Annotated in this window: 23 protein-coding genes; 7 read left to right on the top strand and 16 right to left on the bottom strand. The window is 39.2% G+C overall.

All coding sequences use genetic code 11. From position 1 onward, the window contains the following. Positions 1 to 385 precede the first annotated feature (385 nt). The 5 genes from nrfD to fdhD all read right to left on the bottom strand — a co-directional run bounded on the left by nrfD (position 386) and on the right by fdhD (position 6,149). Entirely contained in the window at positions 386 to 1,321 is a 936-nt protein-coding gene (gene nrfD, locus J2S74_RS01200; RefSeq protein ID WP_307320802.1) for an NrfD/PsrC family molybdoenzyme membrane anchor subunit, read from the bottom strand. A gap of 17 nt (positions 1,322 to 1,338) precedes the next feature. Next, a complete protein-coding gene (locus J2S74_RS01195; RefSeq protein WP_307320800.1) occupies positions 1,339 to 2,154 on the bottom strand; it encodes a 4Fe-4S dicluster domain-containing protein in 816 nt (271 codons plus the stop codon). Position 2,155: 1 nt separating this feature from the next. Then, positions 2,156 to 4,720 carry a formate dehydrogenase-N subunit alpha gene (gene fdnG / locus J2S74_RS01190; RefSeq protein WP_307320798.1) on the bottom strand — a complete coding sequence of 855 codons (2,565 nt, stop codon included), beginning with the start codon at positions 4,718 to 4,720 and terminating at the stop codon, positions 2,156 to 2,158. 12 nt (positions 4,721 to 4,732) lie between these two features. Beyond that, a complete protein-coding gene (locus J2S74_RS27510; RefSeq protein ID WP_307320796.1) occupies positions 4,733 to 5,302 on the bottom strand; it encodes a twin-arginine translocation signal domain-containing protein in 570 nt (189 codons plus the stop codon). A gap of 106 nt (positions 5,303 to 5,408) precedes the next feature. Beyond that, positions 5,409 to 6,149, bottom strand: coding sequence for a formate dehydrogenase accessory sulfurtransferase FdhD (fdhD, locus tag J2S74_RS01180; protein WP_307320792.1), 741 nt, complete (start codon positions 6,147 to 6,149; stop codon positions 5,409 to 5,411). A 291-nt stretch (positions 6,150 to 6,440) separates the two neighbouring features. Here fdhD and J2S74_RS01175 point away from each other — a divergent pair, with 291 nt between their 5' ends. The 3 genes from J2S74_RS01175 to salA are packed head-to-tail and all read left to right on the top strand — an operon-like array spanning position 6,441 to position 8,338. Beyond that, complete coding sequence (locus J2S74_RS01175; protein WP_307320789.1) at positions 6,441 to 6,653, top strand: twin-arginine translocase TatA/TatE family subunit; 213 nt, start codon at positions 6,441 to 6,443, stop codon at positions 6,651 to 6,653. A 31-nt stretch (positions 6,654 to 6,684) separates the two neighbouring features. Next, on the top strand, positions 6,685 to 7,254 hold the full coding sequence (locus J2S74_RS01170) for a hypothetical protein (protein ID WP_307320787.1): 570 nt from the start codon (positions 6,685 to 6,687) through the stop codon (positions 7,252 to 7,254). Positions 7,255 to 7,291: 37 nt separating this feature from the next. Next, the gene (salA, locus tag J2S74_RS01165) at positions 7,292 to 8,338 is read left to right on the top strand and encodes an iron-sulfur carrier protein/transcriptional regulator SalA (RefSeq protein WP_307320784.1); all 1,047 of its coding nucleotides are present in this window, start codon (positions 7,292 to 7,294) and stop codon (positions 8,336 to 8,338) included. A gap of 359 nt (positions 8,339 to 8,697) precedes the next feature. On the opposite strand, the gene J2S74_RS01160 is transcribed toward salA, so the two are convergent. Together J2S74_RS01160 and J2S74_RS01155 are read right to left on the bottom strand one after the other, a co-directional pair. Then, positions 8,698 to 9,534 carry an aldo/keto reductase gene (locus J2S74_RS01160; RefSeq protein ID WP_307320781.1) on the bottom strand — a complete coding sequence of 279 codons (837 nt, stop codon included), beginning with the start codon at positions 9,532 to 9,534 and terminating at the stop codon, positions 8,698 to 8,700. 41 nt (positions 9,535 to 9,575) lie between these two features. After that, positions 9,576 to 10,424: an NAD-dependent epimerase/dehydratase family protein gene (locus J2S74_RS01155; protein WP_307320778.1), complete on the bottom strand. Its 849-nt coding sequence runs from the start codon at positions 10,422 to 10,424 to the stop codon at positions 9,576 to 9,578. 264 nt (positions 10,425 to 10,688) lie between these two features. On the opposite strand from J2S74_RS01155, the gene J2S74_RS01150 reads away from it, so the two are divergent. From J2S74_RS01150 to J2S74_RS01140, 3 genes are all read left to right on the top strand, one after another. Continuing rightward, positions 10,689 to 11,519 carry a zinc-binding metallopeptidase family protein gene (locus tag J2S74_RS01150; protein ID WP_307320776.1) on the top strand — a complete coding sequence of 277 codons (831 nt, stop codon included), beginning with the start codon at positions 10,689 to 10,691 and terminating at the stop codon, positions 11,517 to 11,519. 706 nt (positions 11,520 to 12,225) lie between these two features. Further along, positions 12,226 to 13,434 carry a threonine synthase gene (locus J2S74_RS01145; protein WP_307320774.1) on the top strand — a complete coding sequence of 403 codons (1,209 nt, stop codon included), beginning with the start codon at positions 12,226 to 12,228 and terminating at the stop codon, positions 13,432 to 13,434. A gap of 156 nt (positions 13,435 to 13,590) precedes the next feature. Further along, on the top strand, positions 13,591 to 14,808 hold the full coding sequence (locus J2S74_RS01140) for a dicarboxylate/amino acid:cation symporter (RefSeq protein WP_370875915.1): 1,218 nt from the start codon (positions 13,591 to 13,593) through the stop codon (positions 14,806 to 14,808). A gap of 241 nt (positions 14,809 to 15,049) precedes the next feature. Here J2S74_RS01140 and J2S74_RS01135 read toward each other — a convergent pair whose 3' ends face one another. The 9 genes from J2S74_RS01135 to J2S74_RS01095 form a co-directional block, all read right to left on the bottom strand. Beyond that, positions 15,050 to 16,789, bottom strand: a complete 1,740-nt coding sequence (locus J2S74_RS01135) for a CocE/NonD family hydrolase (protein WP_307320768.1) — start codon at positions 16,787 to 16,789, stop codon at positions 15,050 to 15,052. A 73-nt stretch (positions 16,790 to 16,862) separates the two neighbouring features. Next, a complete protein-coding gene (locus tag J2S74_RS01130; RefSeq protein ID WP_307320765.1) occupies positions 16,863 to 17,747 on the bottom strand; it encodes a glycine betaine ABC transporter substrate-binding protein in 885 nt (294 codons plus the stop codon). A gap of 21 nt (positions 17,748 to 17,768) precedes the next feature. Continuing rightward, positions 17,769 to 18,599 carry an ABC transporter permease gene (locus J2S74_RS01125; RefSeq protein ID WP_307320761.1) on the bottom strand — a complete coding sequence of 277 codons (831 nt, stop codon included), beginning with the start codon at positions 18,597 to 18,599 and terminating at the stop codon, positions 17,769 to 17,771. Next, complete coding sequence (locus J2S74_RS01120; RefSeq protein WP_307320760.1) at positions 18,596 to 19,795, bottom strand: quaternary amine ABC transporter ATP-binding protein; 1,200 nt, start codon at positions 19,793 to 19,795, stop codon at positions 18,596 to 18,598. The genes J2S74_RS01125 and J2S74_RS01120 overlap by 4 nt, the downstream gene beginning before the upstream one ends. A 36-nt stretch (positions 19,796 to 19,831) precedes the next feature. After that, positions 19,832 to 20,296 carry a thioesterase family protein gene (locus J2S74_RS01115; RefSeq protein WP_307320758.1) on the bottom strand — a complete coding sequence of 155 codons (465 nt, stop codon included), beginning with the start codon at positions 20,294 to 20,296 and terminating at the stop codon, positions 19,832 to 19,834. An 18-nt stretch (positions 20,297 to 20,314) separates the two neighbouring features. Further along, positions 20,315 to 21,283 (bottom strand): L-carnitine dehydrogenase, encoded by a 969-nt coding sequence (locus J2S74_RS01110; RefSeq protein WP_307320756.1) that lies wholly within the window; start codon positions 21,281 to 21,283, stop codon positions 20,315 to 20,317. Next, on the bottom strand, positions 21,280 to 22,176 hold the full coding sequence (locus J2S74_RS01105) for a beta-keto acid cleavage family enzyme (protein ID WP_307320754.1): 897 nt from the start codon (positions 22,174 to 22,176) through the stop codon (positions 21,280 to 21,282). Before J2S74_RS01105 ends, J2S74_RS01110 begins: the two co-directional genes overlap by 4 nt. A gap of 259 nt (positions 22,177 to 22,435) precedes the next feature. Next, on the bottom strand, positions 22,436 to 22,972 hold the full coding sequence (locus tag J2S74_RS01100) for a TetR/AcrR family transcriptional regulator (protein ID WP_307320753.1): 537 nt from the start codon (positions 22,970 to 22,972) through the stop codon (positions 22,436 to 22,438). Between the two features lie 394 nt (positions 22,973 to 23,366). Further along, positions 23,367 to 24,539, bottom strand: a complete 1,173-nt coding sequence (locus J2S74_RS01095) for an ROK family protein (protein ID WP_307320751.1) — start codon at positions 24,537 to 24,539, stop codon at positions 23,367 to 23,369. Positions 24,540 to 24,868: 329 nt separating this feature from the next. On the opposite strand from J2S74_RS01095, the gene J2S74_RS01090 reads away from it, so the two are divergent. After that, the gene (locus tag J2S74_RS01090; protein WP_307320749.1) at positions 24,869 to 26,557 is read left to right on the top strand and encodes a SulP family inorganic anion transporter; all 1,689 of its coding nucleotides are present in this window, start codon (positions 24,869 to 24,871) and stop codon (positions 26,555 to 26,557) included. Positions 26,558 to 26,856 lie beyond the last annotated feature (299 nt).

Genomic DNA, 26,856 nt, shown 5'->3' with positions numbered 1-26,856 from the left:
GGTGTCTCCTACTATGATAGAACAAAACAAAAGGATAGACCTCCATGCCAATATTCATTCGCACCACGGAGTATGAAAATACAAGTTATTATTGCAATTGGTGTGAGCGGAAGCCCACGAGAAGCCGACTGTCTCTTCCTCTACAGCTTATGCTTAGTAGCCTATGCGTCGAGACAACTCGTAGTTTACTCAAGTGGCATCACGCGTGATGCCTCTCTGAAGTAAACGCTCGTTCCTGCGGGAACAGTGAGCCAAGCAAGGGCGTAAGCCCGAGGAGGCTTGCGGTTCGCCCGCGGAAAGGGAGTGGGCTGCAGCGAACACCAACACAGTATTTGTATTTTCAGGTTAGATTACCTGCCTCATTTAGCTGCAGGAGTTGGGTTTTTTACCAGTATGACATTGGCCCCATCATTACTACGTACCGAAGGATAAACCCACCAACTAAAACTAATACACTGGAAAAAATTAAAGAATTTTTTAATCCAAGGAGGTTTGGTTTAAGTTTTAATAATAATGGTACTAATAATCCAATACCAACTACGCCACCCCATAATAGAACGCCAAACATCCCTCTTGTTACTGTTTCGCTCCATTGTCCTAGTGCAAAAACAAAGACAATGATCATAGCGATGTTAAGAACAATAACGGATTTCACAATATTATCTAGACGTTGAATGGATTCATTTAGTTGTGAACTACGGTTTGTAAATATTAGTAATAAAATTACTACAGATACACCTGTAATTACTGCACTAATCATCCATAATGTTGGAATGAATGGTGTTGCGTTCCAAGCAGGGAGATGGGATGTTGTTACAAGTATCCCTAAATACACTCCGAACCATGCTGAGAAGAATGCTCCGATTGAAAGGAACACTTTTGCAATTGGCCCTTCATGTAACCACGTTGCTAAATGATAAAGCTTTTGAGCCCAAGAGAATTGAAGTAAATTGTCTTTTTTGAGTGCATATAGGAAACCAACTAAAGCAAATACTCCAAATACGTTCATTACCCAAGCTCCTAATGACATTGGCGACTGGAGGTTTAACATAATAGTACCATCTCTAATTTGCCACAAAACATTAATAAATCGTTCTTTATGTTCCAGCTTTAGAATAAGTAACAGACCGTAAACTGGAAGTAGTGCCATTGTTATATAATAAGCACGGTGTAATCCAGCTTTATTAATCTTGCCACCAAAGGCGAGGAGGAGGACAGTGACTAAAAATGCCCCTGCCGCAATCCCTCCGATGAAAAGGTCAAAAATAATAATAAAAGGAAAATCTGGACTTTTTAATTGAGTTAGTTCATAATTATACATCCTTTAGCCCCTCCCTATTACGCACCTTTGGTGGTCTCTTCTTCTTCTGCAAACTTACGTTCACGGTAAGAACGGAAGCTTAGAAGGGATACTAGGCCTACAGCAAATAAGCTGAAAACACTACTCCAATAACCACCAAGCATTGATTTTTGAGGCAATTGTGGATCGCTAGGAAGACCGTATTTTTCAGGTTTATCTTCCAACATGTAGAACACGTTCAAGCCACCTAAGATTTTTTTATCCGCTCCATATAACTCTGCTTTATAGTTTCCAGTAGATTGTAAAAACTGTTCTCTCTGTTTGGCCATCGCTACTAAATCTGGAACATCACCGAACTCAATACAGTCTGTTGGACATGCTTGCGCACATGCTGGTTGTTGACCTACTTGTAGACGGTCATAACATAATGTACATTTTTCCGCAGTCCCACTAAGGTGACCAATCTCGATAACACCGAATGGACATCCTGTAATACAGTATTTACAGCCAATACAGGTGTCATGATCAATATAAACGGTATCGAACTCCGTACGAATAATCGCATTTGTCGGACAAACGGTCATACAGCCTGCTAATTGACAGTGTTTACAGGAATCAGATAGGAATAACCAACGAGAATCTGTTCGATCATCGGAAATGTCTTCGATGAATTTAACGTGACGCCAGTTTTCTCCGTCTAACTTACCTGTATTATCGTAACTATTTCCTGTTAAGGAAGGAGCAGAATTAGCAGGAAGCTCATTCCATGACTTACATGCTACTTCACAAGCCTTACAACCGTGACAAAGGGTTGTATCAATAAACATACCTTTACTGCTTTCAATTTGGCTCATCTTATGCTACCCCCCCTGGTAATCTTCCCTTTTTCACATTACATGTGAATGCTTTGGAAGAATGAATGAATACGTTTGGATCGGCGACGATAGCACTTAAATCATTTGGAACAGATCCTGTTGAAATTCCAGAGTAACCCCAGTGAATTGGCATTCCAACCGTATGGACCATTTTACCTTCCACCTTTAATGGACGCATACGCTTTGTAACAAGTGCTTTTGCCTCAATCTTGCCGCGAGCTGTTTCGACTGTGACATAATCTTTATTTTGAACCCCTAACTCCGAAGCTAGCTCAGGGCTAATTTCTAAGAACAACTCAGGCATTAACTCAGCTAGCCATGGTAACCAACGTGTCATTGCTCCACTTAAGTGATGCTCTGTCACACGATAGGTTGTAATAACAAATGGATAATCACTGTTATTAGCACCATGGACCTTGTTATTAGGAAGATGGTCGAAAATGACAGCTGTCGGACTGAAAGTCTGATTTGGATACAAAAGGTTCGTTGAAACCGGTGTATCTGGTGGCTCGTAATGTGTTGGCAGTGGTCCATCTGCTAAGCCTGCAGGTGCAAATAATTGAATAACACCGTCTGGAAGCATTAAGAATGGATCTTTACCACTTTGTGCTGCTAACCCTACTCCACCTGGTACAGCTGGTGTGTCTGGTGCTTTTGTAGCTGCAAAGTCAGGTACATCAAACCCAGTCCATTTTTGCTCAGCTTCATCCCACCAAATATATTTCTTACGCTCAGACCATGGCTTTCCATCTGGTCTTGCAGACGCACGATTGTATAGGTTACGGCGGTTAGCTGGCCATGCAAAGCCCCAATTTAAGTATTGGTAGTCATCGCCTTCACGATTTGCTGCACGATTAACCGTTTCTTCAGGTAAAACTCCTGTGTAAATCCAGCAACCACAAGCTGTAGAACCATCATCTTGTAAATCTCCGAAACCTGGTAAAGGGGCACCTGTCGCTATATCGTAACCATTAATTTCTTTAATGATTTTGTGTTCACTTGGCTCTTGAATTTTAAAGCGTGGGTTTACATCTGGCTCATAATCCCATGTTAAGTTTTTAATACCCCAATCCCGTTTTGCTGTACTATCTTTATATAAATCTTTTAATTTCTTACCTAGCTCATAGGTGAACCAAAGGTCAGAGCGGCAGTCTCCTGGCGGATCAGCTGCTTTTTCTTTCGTTTGTAGAAGTCGGCTTGTGTTTGTAAAGCTACCTTCTGTTTCAGCAAATACAGTGGAAGGTAGATAGAATACCTCTGTACCTATATCTTCTGCTTTCACTGTTCCATTTTTTACTTCAGGTGCTTCATACCAGAATGTCGCCGTTTCGATTAGGAATGGATCTTTGACTACTAACCAATCAAGGTTTGCTAATGCTTTACGGTGGAAGCTAGCGTTTTGACCTCCAACGGCTGGGTTTTGTCCGATAACCATCATACCTTTGATGACGCCGTTATAAGCGTCTTCAAACATTTTGTAATGGGAATGATTTCCGAGTGTTTTTGGAATCGCATCATATCCGAAATCGTTGGCAGCTGTTGCCGCATCCCCATACCATGCTTTCAATAAACTAATTAAATATTTAGGATAGTTTTGCCAGAAGCTTGTTGGTCTCATTTGGGCACGTAAGAAATCTTCTAACGTGTCATGTTCCCTTGCTTTAGCTGGCATATCAAGGTAACCAGGCAAAGAGTTCCAAAGTGTCGATAAATCTGTTGCACCTTGTACGTTAGCATGACCACGAAGCGCTAGAATTCCGCCCCCTGGACGACCCATGTTTCCAAGTAATCCTTGTAAAATTGCACCAGCACGGATTGTTTGAACACCATACGTATGTTGTGTCCACCCCATCGCATAACAGAAAGTAGTTGTGCGCTCTGGAGTAGAGTTCGCAGTTACTGTTTCTGCAACCATCAGGAATTCTTCTTTGGAAGTTCCACAGATCTCTTCTACCATTTCTGGTGTGTAACGAGCATAGTGTTTTTTCATCAGTTGGAAAACGCTTCTTGGGTGTTGTAACGTTTCGTCACGCTTCGGTCTTCCTACTAATTTTTCACGAGCTAAGCGCTCTGATAGATTAGCAGGCTCCCCTTCTGGTAATACAACTTCTTCCCGCTCATAAGCCCAGCTAGAGTTGTCATAGGTTTTTTTCTCTGGATCAAAGCCTGAGAAAATACCTTCTAAATCTTCTGTATCTTGATACTCTTCTTTAATAATAAATGGAGCATTTGTATAGTTAACTACATACTCTTTGAAATACTTGTCGTTTTGAAGGGCATAATTAATTAATGCACCTAAAAAGACAATATCTGTACCTGAACGCATTGGTACATAATCAGACGACATTGCTGAAGTACGTGTAAAGCGTGGGTCGATATGAAGAACTTTCGCCCCTTTATCACGCGCTCTTAAAACAAAACGGAAACCTACTGGATGGTTCTCTGCAAAATTGGAACCCATAATGACAATACAATCAGCATCTTGTAAATCTCTTGCGGATGAAGTCGCACCACCGCGACCATATGAGGTACCCAGACCGGGCACTGTAGAGCTGTGTCATATACGGGCATGGTTTTCAACGTTAACAACGCCTAAACCACGCATTAATTTAGCATGTAAATAGTTCCATTCATTTTCTAATGTTGAACCACCAAGGGATGCTAAAGCTGGGTTTACATTTACCAACTTACCATCTTGTGTTTCAATAAAGCTGTTATCGCGATCTTCTTTAATCTTTTGCGCAATACGCTCCATTGCCCAGTCTAAAGGCTTCTCTTCCCAAGAAGTGGAATGCGGAGCACGATATAAAACCTTTTCCGGTCTTTCATCGTTTACGGCAAGCTGTAATGCCGCAGCTCCTTTAGGACATAAAGAACCTAAGTTAATTGGGCTATCAGGATTTCCTTCAATATTGGTGATTTTCCCTTCTGATTCCGTGATGATCATACCACAGCCTACAGAACAATAAGGACATACGCTAGGAACTTGTCTTCCTTCTTTCACCTGAAGCTTGATTTTCGTAATTTGGGCTTGGACTGGTTTTACATTAATCCCACCAACAGCTGCAATGGTTGCACCTGCTGTTACAGCACCAGTACGCTTCAGAAAGTCACGGCGTGTAATCATTGCCTTTCCCCCTTTTTTAATCAAATTAGATAGGAATTTATATACCTAAATAGAAAATCTATTTGGGTAGTAGAAGGTAGAATGAGTAAACATTCTTAAGTAACATTTACTCATTTACTAACTTTAGAATTCGCTTCCCATCTGTATAAACATAAGCAGATTGACCGCGAACATAACCAACTAAATCAACGTTTAACTCTTTCGCCAATGCTACGGCTAGATTGGTTGCAGCGGTTCTAGAAGCGGCTACCCCAATTCCAAAACGAGCAACTTTGGAACACATTTCCATCGAAATTCTGCCTGTTGTCATAATGACGCACTCTTTACCTGTTAAGCCTTTTTTAAGAGCGGCACCAATGGCTTTGTCAACAGCGTTATGTCTGCCAATATCTTCTCTGACAATCATTTCGCCTTGCTCATCAATAATACAGGCAGCATGCATTCCTCCTGTTTTATGATAAAGGGGTGTCAACTTATACATTTCTTTCATCTTCTGTCTTAAAAATACAGTGGAGATGCTTCTAGCTTCTTTTACTCTTTTAAAATTGCTCATTTCTTTCATAGAGCGGAATGTGGCACCTTTTCCACAACCAGCAGTAATCGTTTTCTTTTTTTGCAAAAACGTATCCATGTCGATCTTATTATCTAGATTGACGTGAATATTACCGCGGTATGGATCAATGGAAATAGACTTCACCTCATTTGGTGATTCTATTATTCCTTCCGCATACATATAACCAATAGCCCAATCTTCTAGATCAACTTCCGTTAATTGACTAGTTAATAGATTGCGAGAATTAATATACAAATTTATCGGATACTCTTCTGGGCACGTCTTATTAAACATAGTTCCCCCCATACTGTATGACATGTTTTTGCTTGGATCCACCACAGGCTATAAGCAACAAAATTTCGCGAAAACAACTTTATTAAAAAAACATTTTTATTAAGCGCTTTCAAAAAAATGTGTCTAAATTGTGAAAAATCATATATAATAAACTATATATCACTTACAAAAAGTATATTACCACCATCTTTATATTTAGTAAACCAAAATTTTGTAACTTTCTGAATAGGGTCTCGTTGGAAATTCAAGGTTTTATTTGTTTATCATACATAAATTAGGGGGTAGAGAAATATGTTGTCTAATATCGGTGTGCCAGGCCTTATTTTAATCATTGTAATAGCGTTAATTATTTTCGGCCCAAAGAAATTACCTGAACTAGGAAAGGCTGCTGGAACGACGTTAAGAGAGTTTAAGTCATCTGTAAATGGAATTATGGATGAGAAAGAAGAAGTAGAAAAAAAGCATAGTCAGGAAGAGTCACAATCAGATAAGAAAGATCTGTAATTGGAAGATATAGAAAAGGATGTGGTTATAGATGAATTATTATCATGAAAGAAATATACGACCGCCAAAGTACATGAAATTGGTTCATTTTGCTGATTATTATGGGAACAGCATTGCGTTATATACGTTACTATTGCTAATTGCCATTGGCGTCTGGTTAACATCGCCAATCCCTAGTCCGAGCTGGACGGTTGATGGAAAAATGATGGGATGGGCATCCGTCATCTTCATAAGTATTACGACACTTCACGGCATTTTATGGTTTGTTATTACAAGACAGTCGCTTCACTTAAGTTCCAATGTTAAGCAGTTCCTTTCCAATTCAATCAAAGTGGTTAAACCACTCCATATGATGACAGGTATGATTGGTTTAGGGTTAGCCTTTATTCATGGTTTTGCCTACATGCCTTATATGACTTTTGGTGTTTTTAATTCCGCATTAATTGTTTCTGGTTTTGTTGCTTTAGTTACATTACTTATTTTAGCGATTGATGGAATTGGTTTAATGGTTACACCATTTTTAAGTAGAAAAGTACATCGTTGGATTGCTGTTACTTTCCTACTCTCGTTAGCTATCCACTTAGTAATTATTTTCATATAATAATAGAAATGTAGATAACGTAAAAGGCGGTGTTTTAATGATTACAGAAGAACAAGTACTAAATGCCCTTAAGAGCGTAAATGAGCCTCACTTAAAGAAAAACCTTGTGGACTTAGATGCCATTGAAGAACTTAAGATTAAGGAGAATATGGTTAGTCTTAAGCTGACAATTGCACAGCCAGGGTCAGGAGAGCAAATGGCCCTTCAGCAACAAGTAGTAAATGCAATAAAGGGAGCAGGTGCTGAATCTGTAGGACTTCGTTTTGAAAAAATGTCTGATGAAGAATTAAAGAAACATGGCGGACAAGCTACAGAAGAGAAAAAATCTCTTTTAGAAAAAACAGATCAGACCACATTTATCGCTGTTACAAGTGGAAAAGGTGGAGTAGGAAAATCCACTGTATCCGTAAACCTTGCGACTGCGTTGTCCCGTAAAGGGAAGAAAGTAGGAATCATTGATGCCGATATTTACGGCTTCAGTGTGCCTGATATGATGGGAATTCAAGAATCGTTAAAGGTTTCTGGACAGCGGATTTATCCTGTCAAAAGGTTTGGTGTACAAGTCATTTCTATGGGCTTCTTTGTACACGATAATTCTCCAATTATTTGGCGTGGACCTATGCTTGGAAAAATGCTGAATAACTTCTTCTCAGAGGTGGAGTGGGATGATCTAGATTACCTCATCCTTGACTTGCCACCAGGAACAGGAGATGTGGCACTTGACGTTCACGACATGTTGCCAACGTCGAAAGAAATTGTTGTTACGACACCTCATCCTACTGCAGCATTTGTCGCTGCTCGTGCAGGTGCCATGGCAATTAGAACCGAACATGAAATACTTGGGGTCGTAGAAAATATGGCTTATTTTGAAAATAAGATTAGCGGCGAAAAGGAGTATATCTTTGGAAAAGGTGGCGGACATAAGCTGGCTCAAGATTTAAACAGTGAAGTATTAGCCCAAATCCCACTAGGACAACCAGAAATAGATGAAGATAACTTCGCCCCATCCATCTATGACGAAAATCATCCAATCGGAAGGATATACCTGGAATTGGCTGATAAGGTTATTGGGAAAACAGAGTAACGGTGCCACCACCGGAAAATTCTTGTTACACGAAATGTTTCACGGTAGCAGGAAAAGCGAAAGGCGCCTGGAAAATCGAGAGGCGATTCTATAAAGGCCAATCGGAAGTTTTACGCGAAAGAAGGCACAACTAGCGGATTTTCACTGCTTGTTGTGCCTTTATCTATTCTTGTATATTATGTTCACACGTAAAATTGATTCCCCCAGCAGAATGAAGTCACGATACTCCTCACCTCATCCCTGGGGAATTCAATGGCGGTACATTTCAGTGACCGTAATCACCGTTACCCCTTGATACGAGTTAGCTAAAAAGAGATGACTTGGGACTATGTGGGAATATTTAAGGAAATATACTAAACCTATACTCTATCAAAATCATCTGGATCCGCAAACATACGTTGGTCCTTATTCAAAGCATTAATTTTGTCCATATCCTCCTGTGAAATTTCAAAATCAAATACATCTGCATTTTCAGCAATACGGTGAGGTTTTACTGACTTCGGAATCGTCACTACTCCCGTTTGTATATCCCAGCGGATAATGATTTGGGCAGTTGATTTATTGTATTTTTTTGCAATTTCAATCAAGGTTGGTTCATTAAGCATTCCTCCTTGCATTAATGGAGACCATGCTTCAAGCTGGATGGCGTGCTTTTTGCAAAAATCATGTAATTCTCGTTGATTAAATCGCGGATGATATTCAACCTGATTGACCATCGGGGTAATTTCACAGTTTGCGATGATCTCTTCAAGGTGATGAATTTTAAAATTACTTACACCAATGGCGCGAACACGTCCATCCTTATACAGCTTCTCAAGCGCTTTCCATGTTTCTATATATTTGCCTTGAGAAGGAAGGGGCCAGTGAATTAAATATAGGTCTAAATAGTCTAAACCCAGCTTCTCCATACTCACATCAAAAGCTGCAAGAGTAGCTTCATAGCCATGATTTGCGTTCCAAACTTTTGTGGTGATAAATAGTTCTTCTCTAGGAACATTGGATTCAGTAATCGCTTTGCCGACGCCTTCTTCATTTCCATAAATGGCGGCAGTATCAATGCTTCTGTAGCCAACTTCAAGAGCCGTCTTTACTGAATTCACAACTTCCTCTCCATCTTTAACCTTAAAAACACCAAAGCCCAGCCATGGCATTTTTACACCATTATGTAATGTGGTTGTATCTTGTATATTAGCCATTTTGTTTGTCTCTCCTTTTATTAAAATTTATCAAAATAGAATTATAGATTTACATAATTTCTCCATTTGTGAATAGGCTTCCAATTTAAGAGCTTCTTAGCCTTTTCATTGTTTAACAGAGGGTCGAAGCCTGATAAATCTTTTCTAAAGTCTTTTACATCAAGGAAGCATGTTTCCATTAATTGTTTACTCTCAATATCCATACTTGTTTCATCCGCCCCAATATTAAGGGCAACAGAACCAAGTCCGTCTGCCTCAACGGCTAATCGATAAGCAGTCGCTGCATCTCGTGTATCAATATAACTCCACAAAATGGTTTTTCGCTGTTCAGGATCATGGATAAATCCAGGAAAATTCTTATACATTTCAGGAGATATGACATTTCCCAATCGGAATGATACTACCTGCATCCCCGTTCTGCGATGGATCATATCAGCTGTTTTTTCATTTACAATCTTAGATAAACCATAACTTTCTTCCGGCAATTGCGGGTGATCCTCATCTATTGGTACATATTGAGGATTTAAATTTTGCTTTGAAAAACAAATACCATAGGAAGACTCACTTGAAGATATTACCGCTTTTTTAATCCCTAAATTACCTGCAGCTTCTAAAATGTTATAAGTGGACATGACATTATTTTGAAAGGTTACTTCATTAGGATGTGAGTATGCTACCGGAATAGCTGCAAGATGAACAACTGCATCAGCACCTGCTAATACCCCATATACTTCACCCAGATTCGTTAAGTCTGTTATGACTGTCCTGCAAAGTGCTTCTTTTGGATACTTAATATCTGCGTTAATGACTTCATAACCATGTTCTAAAAATTCTTTTATAACCGCTGGACCAAGCAAACCACTTCCACCTGTTACTACAACCTTTTGCATTTTTTCAACCCTCCATATTCTAACTAATCATGACAAGAAGCCCTGCGATCCCTAAATTATGGGAATCAATTTTTTCATTCCACTTTGTTCGTTCAATGCCTAAACTAAGTATATGTAAATAATTTTTAATTTTCAAGTAATTCCTATTTGGCTTTGCCTAATAATTCATAGGTGGAAAAGTCCATCTATTCTTTAAACTCATAGAGACAGTCACCATGGGCCGTAGTTTAGGAACATATGCTTTCAAATAATATGGGTTGGTCCATGAATGAAACAATTTTAAACACCGGGCAAGCTACTGCAGATAATATTCCTTCCCAAATGTCTCAGATTTATTATTTTCTTCGTGTCCCTACTATTGAAATGGCAGAACAGGTTTTACATGTTCTTGATCAAAATGCGGAAAGTGCAGCAAGATCGGCTCATTGTAGTTGGAAACGTGACTGGATTACAAAATCAAGGATGGGATTAGCTAACCATACAATGGCTGAACTTACCTACGAAAACTTAAAAGAAGTTGGAGCTCCGAAGTTTAATGAGGAAGCTATCAAGGTTGCACAGAAGATACAAAAAAATCTAGGTTTAGAACCTATGAAAGAACCATTTTTGGAGGAGATTGAATCAGTAATCCATCCACAAGAAGCTGAAGCTAAGTTAAGAACTACTCTTCCTTCCTGGCAACAGCACTTTACCTCAGATGACTATACAGAGTACTGCTGGCACGCTCCAACTGTTAGGTTATATGTCGGAAGGCCTGCATTAAAGGCTCCGGAAGGTTTCCATTATCCAACATGGGTAATGAATACTTTAGGAGGAATACGAGAATGTATAGATCCAATGATAGTTAGTGCTTCTAGTACAGTTGGACTTACAATTATTGATCTATTAACAAAAAAGGATGTGTTAGAAAAAGCAAAACAGGAATTTATAGAAAGGACAGGAGGGGGAATTAACGGATCAAAATGGATTGATCCATTATGTGAATATGAGCCTCCAATCCACTTCCGTTGGCCAGAATATATTACAACAGAAAGACAAAAGTATGAATGGGTCATTCCAGCTTCCCCCAGGGAAAATCTGTTGATACCAAAGTAGTCTTTTTGTTATTACATCTATTACTATTTTGGTGCAATTGCTCCTTCGTTTGAAGGAGCAATTTTTTTCATTGTTTAAGAAACTATATTTTTTTTGAAAGTGGATAGCTGTGGCTGGAAAATCGCCTAGTTTCAGCGACGAGCAAAACTTCACTGAGTAAACTGCAAGTTGTCTTGCTTCAAGCTTCATTGGCCGAGTCAAATGTGCCTGTGGTTACTCGGCACAGGTAAAGAGTGCTCCAGCGTTTACTCGTCGCACATAAGAGTGTCGTTGATGGCGGGCGCCTTGCTCTTTTGTTCCGCTATTAAATGTTAGAATATAAGACAGCTATCTCCAAAAATCCCCTACCTTCCATACCGGAGTTGGAGCCCTTACTTCCACCTTCCATTTCACCGCTGCCCTGAAGGAATCCATACTCTCCCCATGTCGCATAAACCAATGCATCACATCGGCTTGGTTACTGGCAATCCCAATAGGAGCATTACTCGAGTAGTAACTGTCTCTTAATTCTTCTTGACAAACTATAATTTTCCATATAAATTTAAACCAAGTAAACTGATATGATTTATTATATTATAGGGAAGCGGATTAGCTTGGACATATGGTTGACACATGGGGACGGTTATTCTCTTATATTAGTGAAGCCCCCATGCAACGATTTCGAAAAAACCTGAGTGGTGACAGGCGCCAAGAAAGGATGTTGGTTATGAAGTACAGTTATATTGATCATCTTTATTGTCCTAAGTGTGAGAATACGTATTCTCATGAGGAGAAGAATAATTTGTGTGAGTGTGGCTCCCCTCTTCTAGTGAACTATGATTTGGACGACCTGAAAAACAACCTGAAAAAAGAAGATTTGATTGGTAGAGCCCCTACCCTTTGGCGTTATCATGAGCTTCTTCCGGTAACAAAGGAAGAGAATGTCGTTTCTTTAGGTGAGGGAATGACTCCACTTTTACATATGCCAGTATTGGAAAAGGAATATGATGTGACAACGGTTTGGATGAAGGATGAGGGGCTCCTTCCAACTGGTTCCTTTAAGGCTCGCGGTTCCGCTGTTGGTGTTTCGAAGGCAAAGGAAGTTGGCATTAAGGAGATAGCGATGCCAACGAATGGAAATGCAGGTGCTGCTTGGGCCCTTTACGCTACACGAGCAGGAATGAAGTCTCATATTATCATGCCGATCGATGCACCACTTATTACGAGAAAAGAAGTCTATATATCTGGTGCAGACCTTCATCTTGTGGATGGAGTAATCAGTGATGCTGGGAAAATCGTTGGACAGTCTGCCCATAAGCATGGATGGTTCGAGGCATCCACGTTAAAGGAGCCGTATCGAATTGAAGGAAAGAAAACGATGGGCTTAGAAATTTGTGAACAGTTAAATTGGGAGGTTCCCGATGTGATCCTCTACCCTACTGGTGGTGGCGTTGGAATTATCGGAATCTTCAAAGCTTTGAAAGAGTTAATGGCCCTCGGTTGGATTGAAAAAGGCAAATTGCCGAAACTCGTTGCTGTTCAAGCAGAGGAATGCGCACCCATTGTGAAAGCGTTCCAAGAGAAAAAAGCAGCTTCTGATTTTTGGCCAGATTCAAAAACGAAAGCATTTGGCATTAACGTACCGAAAGCCCTTGGTGATTTCCTAGTATTAGAGGCAATCTATGAAACAGAAGGCTACGCGATTGCCATTAGTGACGAGGATCTTCTTAAAGAGCAACAGCTTGTTGCGCAAAAGGAAGGTGCATTTATTTGTCCAGAAGGTGCCGCTACCTTTGCAGCCGTTCGCAAGTTAAAGGAACAAGGCTGGCTCAAGTCAGAAGACCGCGTCCTTTGCCTAAACACAGGAATGGGAATTAAATATCCCGAAACCGTACAAGAAGAAGCACCAATCCTTCCAAAGGATGCCACTATATAACCATTTGCTGTTTTCATAAACTTTGTTGTTTTTTCGCGATAGGCTTGGAGCAGCGGAAAGCGTCCGCCTGTAGTGTATCCAAGCCATATCATAATAGTTTAAAAACAACATTATTTAGAAAACAGACTAACTATTAAAACAGTGAGGATGATTTGCTTGAAAAAATTAAGTTTGCTGAATCAAATTTTGATCGCATTCGCTTTAGCTATTGTACTTGGTCTTCTTTTTCCAAACGCCATATCAGCAGTAAAGCCTTTAGGGGACTTATTCCTACGACTCATTCAGTTCATTATCGGGCCATTAATCGTAGCGACACTTATTGCTGGGGTTTCCAGCCTTGGGAATCCGAAAAAACTAGCGAAATTAGGATCGAAATCCATTCTTTATTTTTTAGGAACGACATTTTTCGCAGTAACCCTTGGATTACTAGCTGGATTTATTTTTTCACCAGGAGTGGGCTTAAATGTTGCTGTTCCTGAAGCAGGTTCTGTGGAAGTTCGGGAAACAGATGGCGTGATCGCCACATTACTGAACATTATTCCAACCAACCCATTCGCCGCTCTTGCGGAGCAAAACATTTTACAAATCATCTTTTTCGCCGTAGCCGTTGGGATTGCCATTACGGTTGTGGGGGAAAAAGCGAAGCCAGTTCAAGCCTTTTTTGACGGGTTCTCCACGATTATGTTCACCATCACGGGAGCCATCATGAAATTAGCTCCAATCGGGGTATTCGGGATCATGGCTCCGATCGTTGGTGATTACGGTTTAGCCATCTTAATGCCTTTAATGAAGGTTATTTTAGCAGTAGCGCTCGCATGTATTCTTCATGTTGCGGTGATTTACAGCTTGGCTGTGAAGACACTTGGAAAAATCAGTCCTTTGCAGTTTTTCAAAGGAATGGCGCCTGCAGCGGCGGTTGCCTTCTCCACATCCAGTAGTGCGGCAACCTTACCACTCACGATGAAAAATGCGACAGAAAACGTAGGGGTTTCTAAAGAAACGAGCAGCTTTGTTCTACCATTAGGTGCAACGATCAACATGGATGGTGGCGCGATCTACCAAGGGGTTGCAGTTATCTTCATCGCCCAATTCTTTGGACACAGCCTATCGTTCTTAGACATTGGTATTGTAATGCTAACGGCAACGCTCGCCTCCATTGGGGCTGCCGGTGTTCCAGGAGCTGGGTTGATTATGTTAACGATGGTGTTAACTTCCGTCGGATTGCCAATTGAAGGTGTTGCCCTCGTAGCAGCCATCGACCGTATTTTAGACATGTTCCGAACGGCAACGAACGTACTAGGGGACGCAACAGGCTCTGTCGTGGTGGAACGATCAGAAAATAAAGAAAAAGCATTTGTTGGGAAAACAGCTTAATATAGTTCGATGGGTATCGCTTCAGGGAATGGAGCGATGCCTTTTTTATTTTGAGCTGTGAAATAGGAGCAACTTTTAATTGTACCAATCCGTTACTTGACTACCGAACATCGGTACAGTTTGCTAATCCGACTTTAGATTATTCATTTTTTTTTACTTCTCATCTAACAACAGAACTTTACCATCACTTGTGATACGGTTCACCGAAGTTATTTAAGACCTCCTCTATCATAGAAATGGGCTATCGAATTACTGGAAGTAATAGATAAGAAGGATAATCCACTTGATGATAAATGGTCTGAGTAGCTTTTTTCGATTCTGTTGTTTCTATAAGGCTTTGGCCAGTATTGGGATTAACATCATACCGAGGAAAATTGCTGGAAGACACTTCGATTCTTATGGAATGCCCAGGTAAAAAGACATTGCTCGTCGCCCAAAGATCAATTTCATATTTCACGACTTCACCAGCTAACTCAGGTTTCACCTCATAACCATCGCGGTACTTCGCTCGAACAATTCCATCGGTCAAAATGTACGCTCTTCCATCAGGAAATACATCAACTAGTTTTACCGTAAAATCTGTATCAGGTGCGTCAGTCGCTGCCCAAAGAACCATTTTCACTCGACCCGTTACCTCTAGTTGCTGTTCCATTGGAGCTGAAGTATAGACAAGTACATCCTCTCTACTTTCAATCTCTCTTTGATCAAGTGGACCACTGTTTAACCCTAGATAGAATAATGGATTTCCTCCTTTAGTCGGAACCGGTTTTTTCGGGTCAAATATAAACTGATCCGTTGGCTCTTCCTTAGTAGGAGTCTCATCTAACCCTCCGGATGCTATGCCCTTCGCTGCATCTCCATTACTATGTAAGTAATAAGGGATATACTCTGTTCGTTGTATTGGCCATTCTTTTTCAAATCGCCACTCATTGATTCCCATCACAAAGATTTTGACTGGATCTTCTTCCATCACGGACGTGGGCTTTTCTTTTAACCATTCGTCAAACCATTTAAGATGAAGCAATGTGAGATCATTTTTTCCTTCAATGGAATGTCCTGAGCTATTGACCCCAAAAAAGCGTTCTCCATTCACAGATTCAAACATTCCATGTCCCCAAGGACCAATGATCAATTTTTGCTTTCTTTTCCCCTTCTCGTTCTTGCTCATTTCTTCGTAGTTCGTTAACGTAGGTCCTAAAAAGCAATCATACCAACCGGCTAAATGAAACGCCGGAAGATCTAATTTTTTTAAATCCTCTTTAAAGCTAGTTCTCTCAAAAAGGTCATTCGATAATTCTTGGTTTGTATATTGAGTAAACAGATCACCTATATCAGGATGCTTCGTTAATGGCGGCCAGTCTTTGATTGGAACATACTTGTACCATTCATCAATATGATTTAGATCATGATTGAGCTGTTTCATCGTTTCTTCATTATCTATGCCTTGCTTTCGTTTCAAATAATCAGGTGCTACCGAATCAAGCATCCACGTTTCAAATAATCCTAACTCAAATACGCCACTCCGATACAAAAGACCATCGCGCAGGTCATTCCCGGTCATCGCTGGAAAAATCGCTTTCAATGATGGTGGTTGTTCGATTGCGGCATACAACTGGGTGAAGCCATAATAAGAAAGACCAAACATGCCAACCTTTCCATTCGAATACGGCAACCTAGCTGCCCATTCAACCGTGTCGTACCCGTCTTCTGCCTCTTGAACAAAAGGCTCAAAGTTGCCTTCCGATGCAAAGCGCCCCCGGACATCTTGAATGATAACAACATAATCTGCTAGAACCGCTCGAATTGGATCAATGTAACGATGGGAAAAATCTGGGAGGTTTTTGTTGTATGGCAAACGAGTTAGCAACACAGGATACGTTCCAGCCTTATTAGGTCGATATATATTCGCATATAACTTCACGCCGTCTCTAACTGTACAAGGAACATCCCTCTCAATTAGAACTTCCGTATTTTCATTCATTTTTAGCACCTCACAATAGATAGTAAAAGGGTCTGTGCCTGACCGTTTATACAGCTAGACACAGACCTCTTTATTAGTTACCGATCATTTCATTGACTTTATCTTGGTTGTTATCGATCCACTCACGAGCAACTTCCTCTGGATCTTGTCCTTCTTCTTCAATCTTTACAATCAATTCTTCAACATCATCAATGGAGATATTCCAGTTGCTTAGAAATTCAAAAGCATCTGGTGCTCTATCTTGCAATTCATGGTTCGTAATGACATGAACAGATGAAGTCTCAAAGAAACCTGCATCGTTACTTAACACTTTGATGTCAAATTTGTTGAACATCGTATGTGGTCTCCAACCGAAGAAGATCACTGGTTCTTCTTGTTGCATCAGACGTTGAGCTTGAGCTAACATACCGCCTTCAGATGAGTTGATTTGTGTAATATCTAGACCTAACTCCTCAATCATTTCGTTAATTTCACCTTGAGCGCTTGTCCCTTCTTCTATTCCAAACATTTCATTATTGAACAAGTGTTCATTGCCAATGATATCTTCAACTGTATTAATATCTTCCATGTAATTAGGTACCACCCATCCCGTTTCCGCTTCAGGATAACTAACAGCTGTATCAACAAGAGTATCCCCGTAACGTTCCATATGAACATGGTGCATTGGGAACCATGCATCCATGAATACATCTAAGTCACCACGAGATAGCCCCATGAAAACACTACCAACATCCGCATTAGTTTCTTGGACTTCATATCCCATATCTTGTAAAATAAGACTAACAATTTGAGTTGGTGGAACTGTACTTGTCCATGGTGTTACACCAAATGTGATCGTTTCTCCATTTTCATTTCCACTTTCTTCTGCCGCTTCACTACTTGCTTGTTCTTCAGATGAACACCCAATGGATGCCGCTACTAACATAGCCATCATTGAACCTAGTAAAAACTTTTTCATTGATATTCTCTCCTTTTTCTTTTACGCTTTTTTCGCTAAACCTTGTGTAATACGATCTAAAATAATAGCTAACACAACAATCGCCAAACCACCTGTTAATCCAAGACCGACATTGACCCTTGAAATTCCTGATAAAACGGTTGAACCTAGTCCAGGTGCTCCAATCATCGAGGCGATAACAGCCATCGATAAAGCTAACATCATCGTTTGATTCACTCCTGCCATGATTGTTGGTAAAGCCAATGGCAGCTGGACTTTAAGCAGTAATTGACGAGAAGTTGAACCAAATGCTCTTGAAGCCTCTACTACATCACTTGGTACTTGTCGAATCCCCAAATTCGTCATGCGTACAGCTGGTGGTGTCGCAAACACAAATGTCGCAATGACAGCTGGTACCCCACCTAGACCAAATAACAAAATTGCAGGGATTAAATAAACAAAACTAGGCAATGTTTGCATAAAATCCAATATTGGTCGCATCATTCTTTCAATTACCTTATTCGTCGCACTAAGAATCCCTAGTGGTACTCCAATCAGAATTGATAAAAACGTTGACACAAGAACAATTGAAACAGTTTGCATGGCAGCTTCCCACAAGTTAACGGAACCAATAAAAATACAACCAATTAACGTGAACAAAGCTAGTCCTTTTCCTGCTATTTTCCAAGAAAGTAAGACTAATAGAATCATAATAATTTCTGGGGGGACGACGACTAATAGATTCGTTACTCCCTCAATAAACGCACGAAGCACTGTACTAATACTATTAAAGAACCCACTCATGACTGGGAGCAGCCATTCATTAACAAAGTGGTTCGTCCAATCCTCTAACGGGAAATAGAAGTAATTCATGATGATACCACCTCATCTTTTTCTTTACCAAGAACCAATCCTGATAGGATCGATACACGTGAAATAATACCTTTTAGCTTTCCATCCTCAACCACAACAATTGGATATTTTGTTTCAGCAGCAATACCAATTAAGTCATTCAGTGGTGTCGTCGGACTAGCGAAGTGCACCGTATCAAGAAGTACATCTTCCATCGGGATGTTCTCTTTATAAGCCTTAATCGCATCATCAATGGTTAACAAACCTTTGAAATTATTCTCTTTGTCAACAACGAAAATGCTAGATACTCCAGCTTCTTCCATTTTACGAACGGCCATTCGAGGACCATCTTTATAACTTAGTAGCACTCCTGGTTTTTTCATGACATGCGAAGCTTCTAAAACTTTTGAACGATCGACGTCTTTGACGAAGTTCGATACATATTCATTTGCTGGATTTTCTAAAATTTCTTCTGCTGTTCCAACTTGGACAATCTCGCCGTCTTTCATGATTGCAATTCGATCACCAAGTTTTAATGCTTCATCTAAATCATGGGTAATAAATAGAATCGTTTTCCCAAGCTTATTTTGAAGATCAAGAAGTTCATCTTGCATTTCCTTTCGAATAAGTGGGTCAAGCGCACTAAACGCTTCATCCATCAATAAAATATCAGAATCATTTGCTAAGGCCCGAGCTAGTCCTACCCTTTGCTGCATTCCACCACTTAATTGGTTTGGGTAACTTGCTTCATATCCTTTTAAGCCAACATCTTCAATTGATTTTAAAGCCTTTTTCTCTCGTTCGGCTTTATCAACCCCTTGAATTTCTAACCCATAGGCAACATTCGTTAATACTGTCCGATGGGGTAACAATCCAAATTGCTGGAATACCATGGCTAATTTTTTACGCCTCGTTTCAATGAGCGTATTTTTATCCATCTTCGTGATATCTTCTCCATCAATAAGAATCTCTCCATCCGTAGGTTCAATGAGACGATTGACTAGACGAATTAAAGTTGATTTTCCACTTCCAGAGAGACCCATGATTACGAAAATTTCACCAGCTTGTACTGAAAATGACGTTTGATTAACCCCAACAGTCATCCCAGTTTTTTTCAGAATATCAGCTTTTTGTTCACCATTCTTTAAACTTTTTAACCCTTGCTTTGGATGAGAACCAAAGATTTTCGTTAAATCAGTTACTTCAATCTTATTCATAAACATTCTCCTCTTTTATACGCACAAGTAACAGCCTTATCGCTTTTTGATTCCGATCTGTCTACCTACTTGTTTTGGGGGATCTAAATGTTCATGTGCGTTTCGTAACGTTTCAATATTGGCTGCCACTGATTCAGGGAAAGGAGCGGGTCTGCCCTCCGCAGTATCCATTCCCATTAACATTTGTTCACTAGTGGCAATTTCTATACCAGCACTATTTTTCATAACGAAGAATACATGCAAGCGCTTTGCATCATCATCAAGTAATTGCAACTCAACCGTTAACTCTTCCCCAACGTGTGCTTCTTGTAAGTAGCAAAGATGTGTTTCTAATGTAAAAATTGTATAGTTAAGACTATTGCGGCTCTTTTCATCTAAGCCGATATCATCCATAAATGAATCAACAGCTAGACTAAACACTTTTGCATATTCTGCATCATTCATATGACCGTTGTAGTCTACCCACTCAGGGCGTACGCGCTCTTGATATCGAAAAGACATCTAATCCCTCCCAACCTCTTATTTCGTAACTAGATTGTTAGATTCTGGCCAATATTTTTCGACTAGATCAAGTAATTCAACTAAAAATTCATTACGTTTCTGTTCAAGTTCTGCAATCGACACATCACCAGCATGACTTTCACAGCCTTCAATGACCTTTTCTTTTAACTCGTCTGTTAACTCAGGTGCATCTAATTTCGTCCATGGAAGTTTAAGGGCTGGACCAAATTGATCTAGCATGTGACGCATACCTTTTTCTCCGCCAGCTAAGTGGAACGTTAAAAATGGCCCCATTTGTGCCCAACGCAGTCCTGCACCATAAATAATAGCCGCATCAACTTCTTCTGTTGTAGCTACACCATCATTAACAAGATGTAAGGCTTCGCGCCACAGCGCCTCCATTAATCGATCTGCTAAGTGTCCTTCAATTTCCTTGTTAATAACTAACGGTTTCATCTGAATCGATTGATAGAAGTCGCTCGCTCTTTCAATCACATCCGCTTTCGTTGATTCTCCGCCAACAAGTTCAACAAGTGGTAAAATGTAGACCGGATTAAATGGGTGAGCAACGATAAACCGTTCTGGATGTTGCAAACCTTCCTGTAATACACTTGGCATTATTCCTGAAGTACTAGATCCAATTATTGCTTCTGACTTTGCGAATTGATCAATGCTTGCTAATACATTTTTCTTTAACTCTTCACGTTCAGGAACATTTTCTTGAATTAAATCCGCATTTGCTACTGCCTCTTCTATTGTTGAAGCAAAGCGTATACGATCTTGGGAAGCCCCTTCTGCCAAGCCTAACTTTTCTAATGATGGCCATGCATGGGATACTGCCTTACGCGTTCTCTCTTCCGCTCCATCTACTGGATCAAATGCAAGGACCTTGTACCCTTGAGCTAAAAAGCGCGCAATCCAACCGTTTCCGATTACACCTGTACCGATAACAGCAAGTTGTTTTACTCCATGACTTTTGTTATTCACTTGTTACCACCTCCGTGTGGATTTCTTAATCCAAATTGTTCACGTGCTTCTTTTGGAGTCATGACCCCAATTCCGTTGTTTTGCATGAGGCTCACTGCCTTTTCAACCAATTGGTCATTGCGAGCAAATACACCCTTATCAAGATATAAATTATCTTCTAAACCAACTCGTACGTTTCCACCTAACATGGCCGTTTGCAACATGATTGGCATTTGCATCCGACCAATCCCAAATGCGGACCAGTGCGCATTTTTTGGAAGTCGACTCTTCATATATAACATTGTCTCCACGTCTGCATCTGCTCCCCACGGAATACCGAGACAAAACTGGAACATTGGATCGCCATCAACCAAGCCTTCATCAATTAGTTGTTTAGCAAAACGAATGTGCCCTGTATCAAAACATTCCAACTCCGGCTTAACGCCACATTCTTGGACTAATTTCGCTTGTTGGCGCAGCCAATCCGTCGGACTTAGATAAACCATATCCCCAAAATTCACACTTCCGCAGTCAAGTGTACACATTTCAGGAAGTAATTCTCCAACAGGTTCATGACGCTCTTCTGGGGTTTGAATATCTGTTCCGTTCCCTCCAGCTGCTGGTGTAGCTAAACTTGGGATAAAGTCACCACCACCACCAGATGTAATATTAATAATGACATCTGTTTCCGATTCACGAATTCGATCAACGATTTCGCGATAATGATCAACGTTATGACTGATCCCTCCCGTTTTCGGGTCTCTCGCATGAACGTGAGCAACTGTTGCTCCAGCTTTTGCAGATTCAATCGCAGCTTCTGCTATTTCTTTTGGTGTAACAGGGACATGTGGGCTTTTCTTCGTTGTATCTCCTGCACCTGTCACTGCCGCTGTTAGTAAAACTTTTTGCATCATGTCTCCTCCTCTATCTTTACCTTACGTTTTCTTATACATAACACCGTTACTAAACCATCCAGACGGTTCACTAAATCACAAACGTAACTATACCATCCGGACGGTAATGTGTGCAAGTCGATTGCATACAAGAAAAAAACTTCATATCCCTAGTTGTACTTTTCTATTGCCTTTAACGTTTATGACATCAAGGTTTTTTGTTTAATCAAAAAAAATAAAAAAAAAATTAGTCACCCAGTTGGATGACTAATTTTCATATCTATTCATCTACCCATTCTTTTAACGTTTTATAAACCATGTCCTTCTTTTCGTCCCCTATATGATAGATATCAAAAAGCTCAGCCAGCCAAATCCCGTCAGTTGCTAGACGAATGATTGTCGCTTTAACTGGATCGATTCCATCATCTTCAATCGAGCTTTGCCATTCAGTATATAACTCACGAATCGGATCGAGCAAGTCAGAATTCACTGCTTTTGCAGCTAACAACCCAGAATGCATATCCTTATTTGCATATACTTGATTAAATGTTACATCAACATAAGCACGGATCCATTTACCTTTTTCAACTGGATCCATGCTTGCATTACCTGCTATCTTTTCCCTATAATTATTTGCTAAATGCTCAACCATTCCTTTAACCAATTCTTCTTTTGAAGGGAAATGATACAATAAACCACCCTTACTAATCCCCGCTTCTAAGGCAACAGCCTCTAAAGTTAAATTGAATATACCTTTTTGACTAACAATTTTAGATGCTGCATGAAGTATTTCGACTTTTCTAGAAGTTCTACTCACTCTATTCTCCTTTCAAAAAAATTCCGTCTTAACTATACCATCTGGACGGTATATTTTTCAATTGCATAGTATTAGTTTTAAAATATAAAAATAAGTGTATACATATTGGTATAGTTTTATAAGTTTAATTACCATTCAAGGATATATGTTATTTTAGCGAGTTACTGTTATTATAATTTAATAGCCTAATTGGTACTCTTTTACTTATTTAGTTTACTATTTATTTAGACTTAAATTATGCTTCCCCATTCAATTTGGCTTGAGTAGTGGTCGCAGACATTAATGATATAGTGGTGTTTACCTTTAACTACAAGGAACTTAATACTTACTCCATTTTATTATGATACTGTTTTGATCATAAATAATCTTGTAAATACTATTTTTTATCGGGTGATTAATTTTTAAATAAACTGAGAAATGCATGCATTGCAGCTCCGATAGCAGTAGAGTCCTCTCCCAGGCTTCCCTTCTTAATCATGATTTGGTTTCTCTTTGTGGAATAAATATGTTCTTTGGCAACACGAATAACTTCATTATAATATTCATTGGATTGATAAATTAATTTTCCATGTAAGACAACGGTAGTTGGATGTAATATATTAACCATATTGGCAATTGCAATCCCATAGTAATAAGCCGATTCTAACAATTTTTTTAAAATATAATCGTTGTTTAAAAGCCCCAACAGTTCATCAATCATATTAATTTTTAAAGGAGGCGAGATATTGGTTTCTTCTATAGCTTTAAAAATTGCATCAAATGATACATAAGCATTTAAACACCCTTTTCTACCGCAAATACATTTCCTTCCGTTTGGTTCAATAATGATGTGACCATAGGAACTTGTATCTCCTTCGCGAAGATTTAGAAAAGCTCCCTTACTAATAAAACCACAGCGAATGCCAAAACCACTTATACAATACAGAATATCTTCCTCCTCTAATCCCTGTATTTCATATTCTGCTAAAGCGGCCGTGTTTGCTCCATTATTTAAGAATATTGGAACTGAAAATTCCGACTGTAGCATAGAAACTATTTGAACATTTTCCCAACCATCTGCGAGAAATCCCTCTGGATTTAAGATAATGCCTTTTTCCCTATCCAACGGTCCAACAGCTCCAACTCCAATACCTAATAATAAATCAATTTTTATGGAATGCTCCTCTAATAAAGCGTTTATTTTATGTATTATTTTTTCAATAGTTATCTTAGGTGTATGGTCCTTTGTCAGTGTAAAACGTATCTGACCAAGTACATCAAACATAATATTTAGTAAAGTAATACTGACATGGGTTCTAGATATTTCAATACCTATAACATAACCGGTATCCGGCACAACTTCATATAGCACAGGCGGCCTTCCCCCACTTGATTCCCCATACCCTCTCGACCGGATTAGTCCCCTTTCCTCAAGTTCACTTACCATACGAGTTAATGTTGTTTGAGGTACATTGATTTCATTTAAAAAATCAATTTTCGATGTAATTCCTTTTTTGTGTATTAATTTATACAAGGATTTTTTTAGTTTATTTTTAGCATTTTGATCTTCAAGAAACTCCTTTAACACCTCACCGACACCTTCCTTTCCCCTTAAATTGAAAGCTAGATAAATTATGATGTAACTTTTAGTATTAATACAATTATATCTTCATTCCTTATATAAAACTTTATGAGAGTGTTCAAAAAGTGTCTTGCATTCAAGTCTGTTCAAACGGGGAAAAACAGCCCCTTCTTGAACAGACTCTTTAAACGTTTCCTAGTTAATTAAAATCTCATGGTGCCCTTATTTTTTAACATTTTATCTAAAGTCTAATAAAATAACAACACACTTTTAACCAAAATGGATAAAAGTGTGTTATGATGTGATTACTATTATTAGAAAGGGCGAAATTATCCATGTTAAATAGAATACTTCCCGCTGCAAACTGGATAAAGGATTATCAACGGAGGGATCTATATGACGACTTAAATGCAGGGATAATCGTTTTTATTATGTATGTTCCTCAAGGGATGGCCTATGCAATGTTAGCTGGTCTCCCTCCAGTTATGGGATTATACGCAGCAACTATACCAGTGATCATCTATACACTCTTTGCTTCTTCTAAGCACCTTGCAGTCGGTCCTGTAGCATTAATATCATTATTAGTTTTATCTGGGGTTTCCACAATAGCGGAACCAGGATCACCTGAATATGTTTCTTATGTCCTATTACTTTCCTTTATGATTGGGGTAATCCATTTTTTATTAGGAATTCTAAAGATGGGAGTACTACTTAATTTCCTTTCCCATGCTGTGATTAGTGGTTTTATCTCTGCTGCAGCCATTATTATCGCCTTTAGTCAGTTAAAAAATGTTTTAGGTATTGATTTACAATCTAGTATGTATTTTTATCTAGTTGCTTTTGAAGCAGCTCAAAATATAAATAATACAAATCTTTATACCCTTTCCTTAGCATTGGGAAGTATTTTCGCTTTAGTAATATTAAAAAAGTACTTTCCAAAATTTCCAACATCCATTATTGTTGTCGTTGTTTCCATGCTAACCGTTTATTGGTTTAACCTAGATCAACAAGGTGTAAAAATTGTTGGGTCCGTCCCTAGTGGTTTGCCTGGATTCTCAGCACCAGTCTTTACCTTAGAATCTATTAGATTACTCTTACCTACAGCTCTAACCATTGCATTTATTGCATTTATGGAATCCGTTGCCATAGCTAAATCTATCGCTGCTAAAGAGAATTATCGAATCTATGTAAATCAAGAGTTAAAAGGTATTGGCTTGGCTAATATCATTGGTTCATTCTTTTCTAGTTATCCAATTACAGGAAGCTTTACTCGTTCAGCTGTCAACTATCAATCAGGAGCTAAAACTCCGTTAGCTTCTATTTTTACTGTTGTATTCTTAATTATTACTTTATTATTTTTCACTCAATTCTTTTATTATCTACCTCACGCAACTTTATCAGCCATTATACTAGTTGCAGTCTATAAGCTTGTGGATTTTAAGGAAGCAAAGCACCTTTTTAAAATGAAAAAGACCGATGGGTGGATGTTAGTTGTCACTTTTATTTCCACCTTAATCATCGGCTTAGAGCTTGGTATCTTAGTTGGGATAATCTTTTCTTTAATAACAGTCCTTCACCGCACTGCGAATCCTGATCCTTTTATTGTGGAGTTGGGATACATAGAACAGAAGGATGCGTTTCAAAATATCCATCGAATTCCTAATGGAAAAACATATTCTGGAACTGTAATTTTGCGTATCGATTCGTCTTTATATTTCGCCAACATTTCACACTTTGAAAAAAAGTTGGAAGAAGTAATACAACAAAGGACGAACATTAAATCCATTATTTTTGATATGTCCGGCGTCAATTCTATCGATTCAGAAGCAGTTCATCGCTTTGAAGAAATTTTAAAAGATTTAAGTGATAAAAAAGGAATTCAGTTTGAATTTACCCATATGAAATATTCCGTAAGAGAAATTGTCACAAAATCACAGTGGGATACGAAATTCGGCTTAACCATTTCACATCAGTCTCTCAAAGCAGTTTTAACGAGACAAGGCCTCATGAAAAATACTGGATAAATCAATATATATTAAAGAGATCGTCATTATTTATTGACGATCTCTTTTTTATCAAGGGATATCATTACTCCAATAAAATATTGCAAAGTTATATGACCACTTTCTCCTTCTTCAATCCCCCTTTAGTTTTCCGTAAGCAGATATAACGTTATCGTTTGGTGCATATTTTTGCTGTAAATTCGCTGCTGCTTAACGTATTTCCAAGGACCCGTCTTCACAACCTTCTAACACTGTTTTCCACATAACCCAATGTAGCCGTGATCATCTGTAATACTGCAAGTACTCATCTAATAACTCGG

Source organism: Evansella vedderi (assembly GCF_030813435.1).
GTDB classification, from domain to species: domain Bacteria; phylum Bacillota; class Bacilli; order Bacillales; family Salisediminibacteriaceae; genus Evansella; species Evansella vedderi.
Note: the sequence above shows the minus strand (reverse complement) of the source record. Positions and strands in the feature narration are given on the sequence as shown.

Coding starts and splice junctions, on each gene's coding strand:
- J2S74_RS01145 (WP_307320774.1), top strand. CDS start 12,226: ATGAAGTACAGTTATATTGATCATCTTTATTGTCCTAAGTGTGAGAAT.
- J2S74_RS01150 (WP_307320776.1), top strand. CDS start 10,689: ATGAATGAAACAATTTTAAACACCGGGCAAGCTACTGCAGATAATATT.
- J2S74_RS01105 (WP_307320754.1), bottom strand. CDS start 22,176: ATGATGCAAAAAGTTTTACTAACAGCGGCAGTGACAGGTGCAGGAGAT.
- J2S74_RS01115 (WP_307320758.1), bottom strand. CDS start 20,296: ATGTCTTTTCGATATCAAGAGCGCGTACGCCCTGAGTGGGTAGACTAC.
- J2S74_RS01195 (WP_307320800.1), bottom strand. CDS start 2,154: ATGAGCCAAATTGAAAGCAGTAAAGGTATGTTTATTGATACAACCCTT.
- J2S74_RS01130 (WP_307320765.1), bottom strand. CDS start 17,747: ATGAAAAAGTTTTTACTAGGTTCAATGATGGCTATGTTAGTAGCGGCA.
- J2S74_RS01160 (WP_307320781.1), bottom strand. CDS start 9,534: ATGGCTAATATACAAGATACAACCACATTACATAATGGTGTAAAAATG.
- J2S74_RS01135 (WP_307320768.1), bottom strand. CDS start 16,789: ATGAATGAAAATACGGAAGTTCTAATTGAGAGGGATGTTCCTTGTACA.
- nrfD (WP_307320802.1), bottom strand. CDS start 1,321: ATGTATAATTATGAACTAACTCAATTAAAAAGTCCAGATTTTCCTTTT.
- J2S74_RS01175 (WP_307320789.1), top strand. CDS start 6,441: ATGTTGTCTAATATCGGTGTGCCAGGCCTTATTTTAATCATTGTAATA.
- J2S74_RS01120 (WP_307320760.1), bottom strand. CDS start 19,795: ATGAATAAGATTGAAGTAACTGATTTAACGAAAATCTTTGGTTCTCAT.
- J2S74_RS01170 (WP_307320787.1), top strand. CDS start 6,685: ATGAATTATTATCATGAAAGAAATATACGACCGCCAAAGTACATGAAA.
- salA (WP_307320784.1), top strand. CDS start 7,292: ATGATTACAGAAGAACAAGTACTAAATGCCCTTAAGAGCGTAAATGAG.
- fdhD (WP_307320792.1), bottom strand. CDS start 6,149: ATGTTTAATAAGACGTGCCCAGAAGAGTATCCGATAAATTTGTATATT.
- J2S74_RS01155 (WP_307320778.1), bottom strand. CDS start 10,424: ATGCAAAAGGTTGTAGTAACAGGTGGAAGTGGTTTGCTTGGTCCAGCG.
- J2S74_RS27510 (WP_307320796.1), bottom strand. CDS start 5,302: ATGATTACACGCCGTGACTTTCTGAAGCGTACTGGTGCTGTAACAGCA.
- J2S74_RS01125 (WP_307320761.1), bottom strand. CDS start 18,599: ATGAATTACTTCTATTTCCCGTTAGAGGATTGGACGAACCACTTTGTT.
- J2S74_RS01090 (WP_307320749.1), top strand. CDS start 24,869: ATGTTAAATAGAATACTTCCCGCTGCAAACTGGATAAAGGATTATCAA.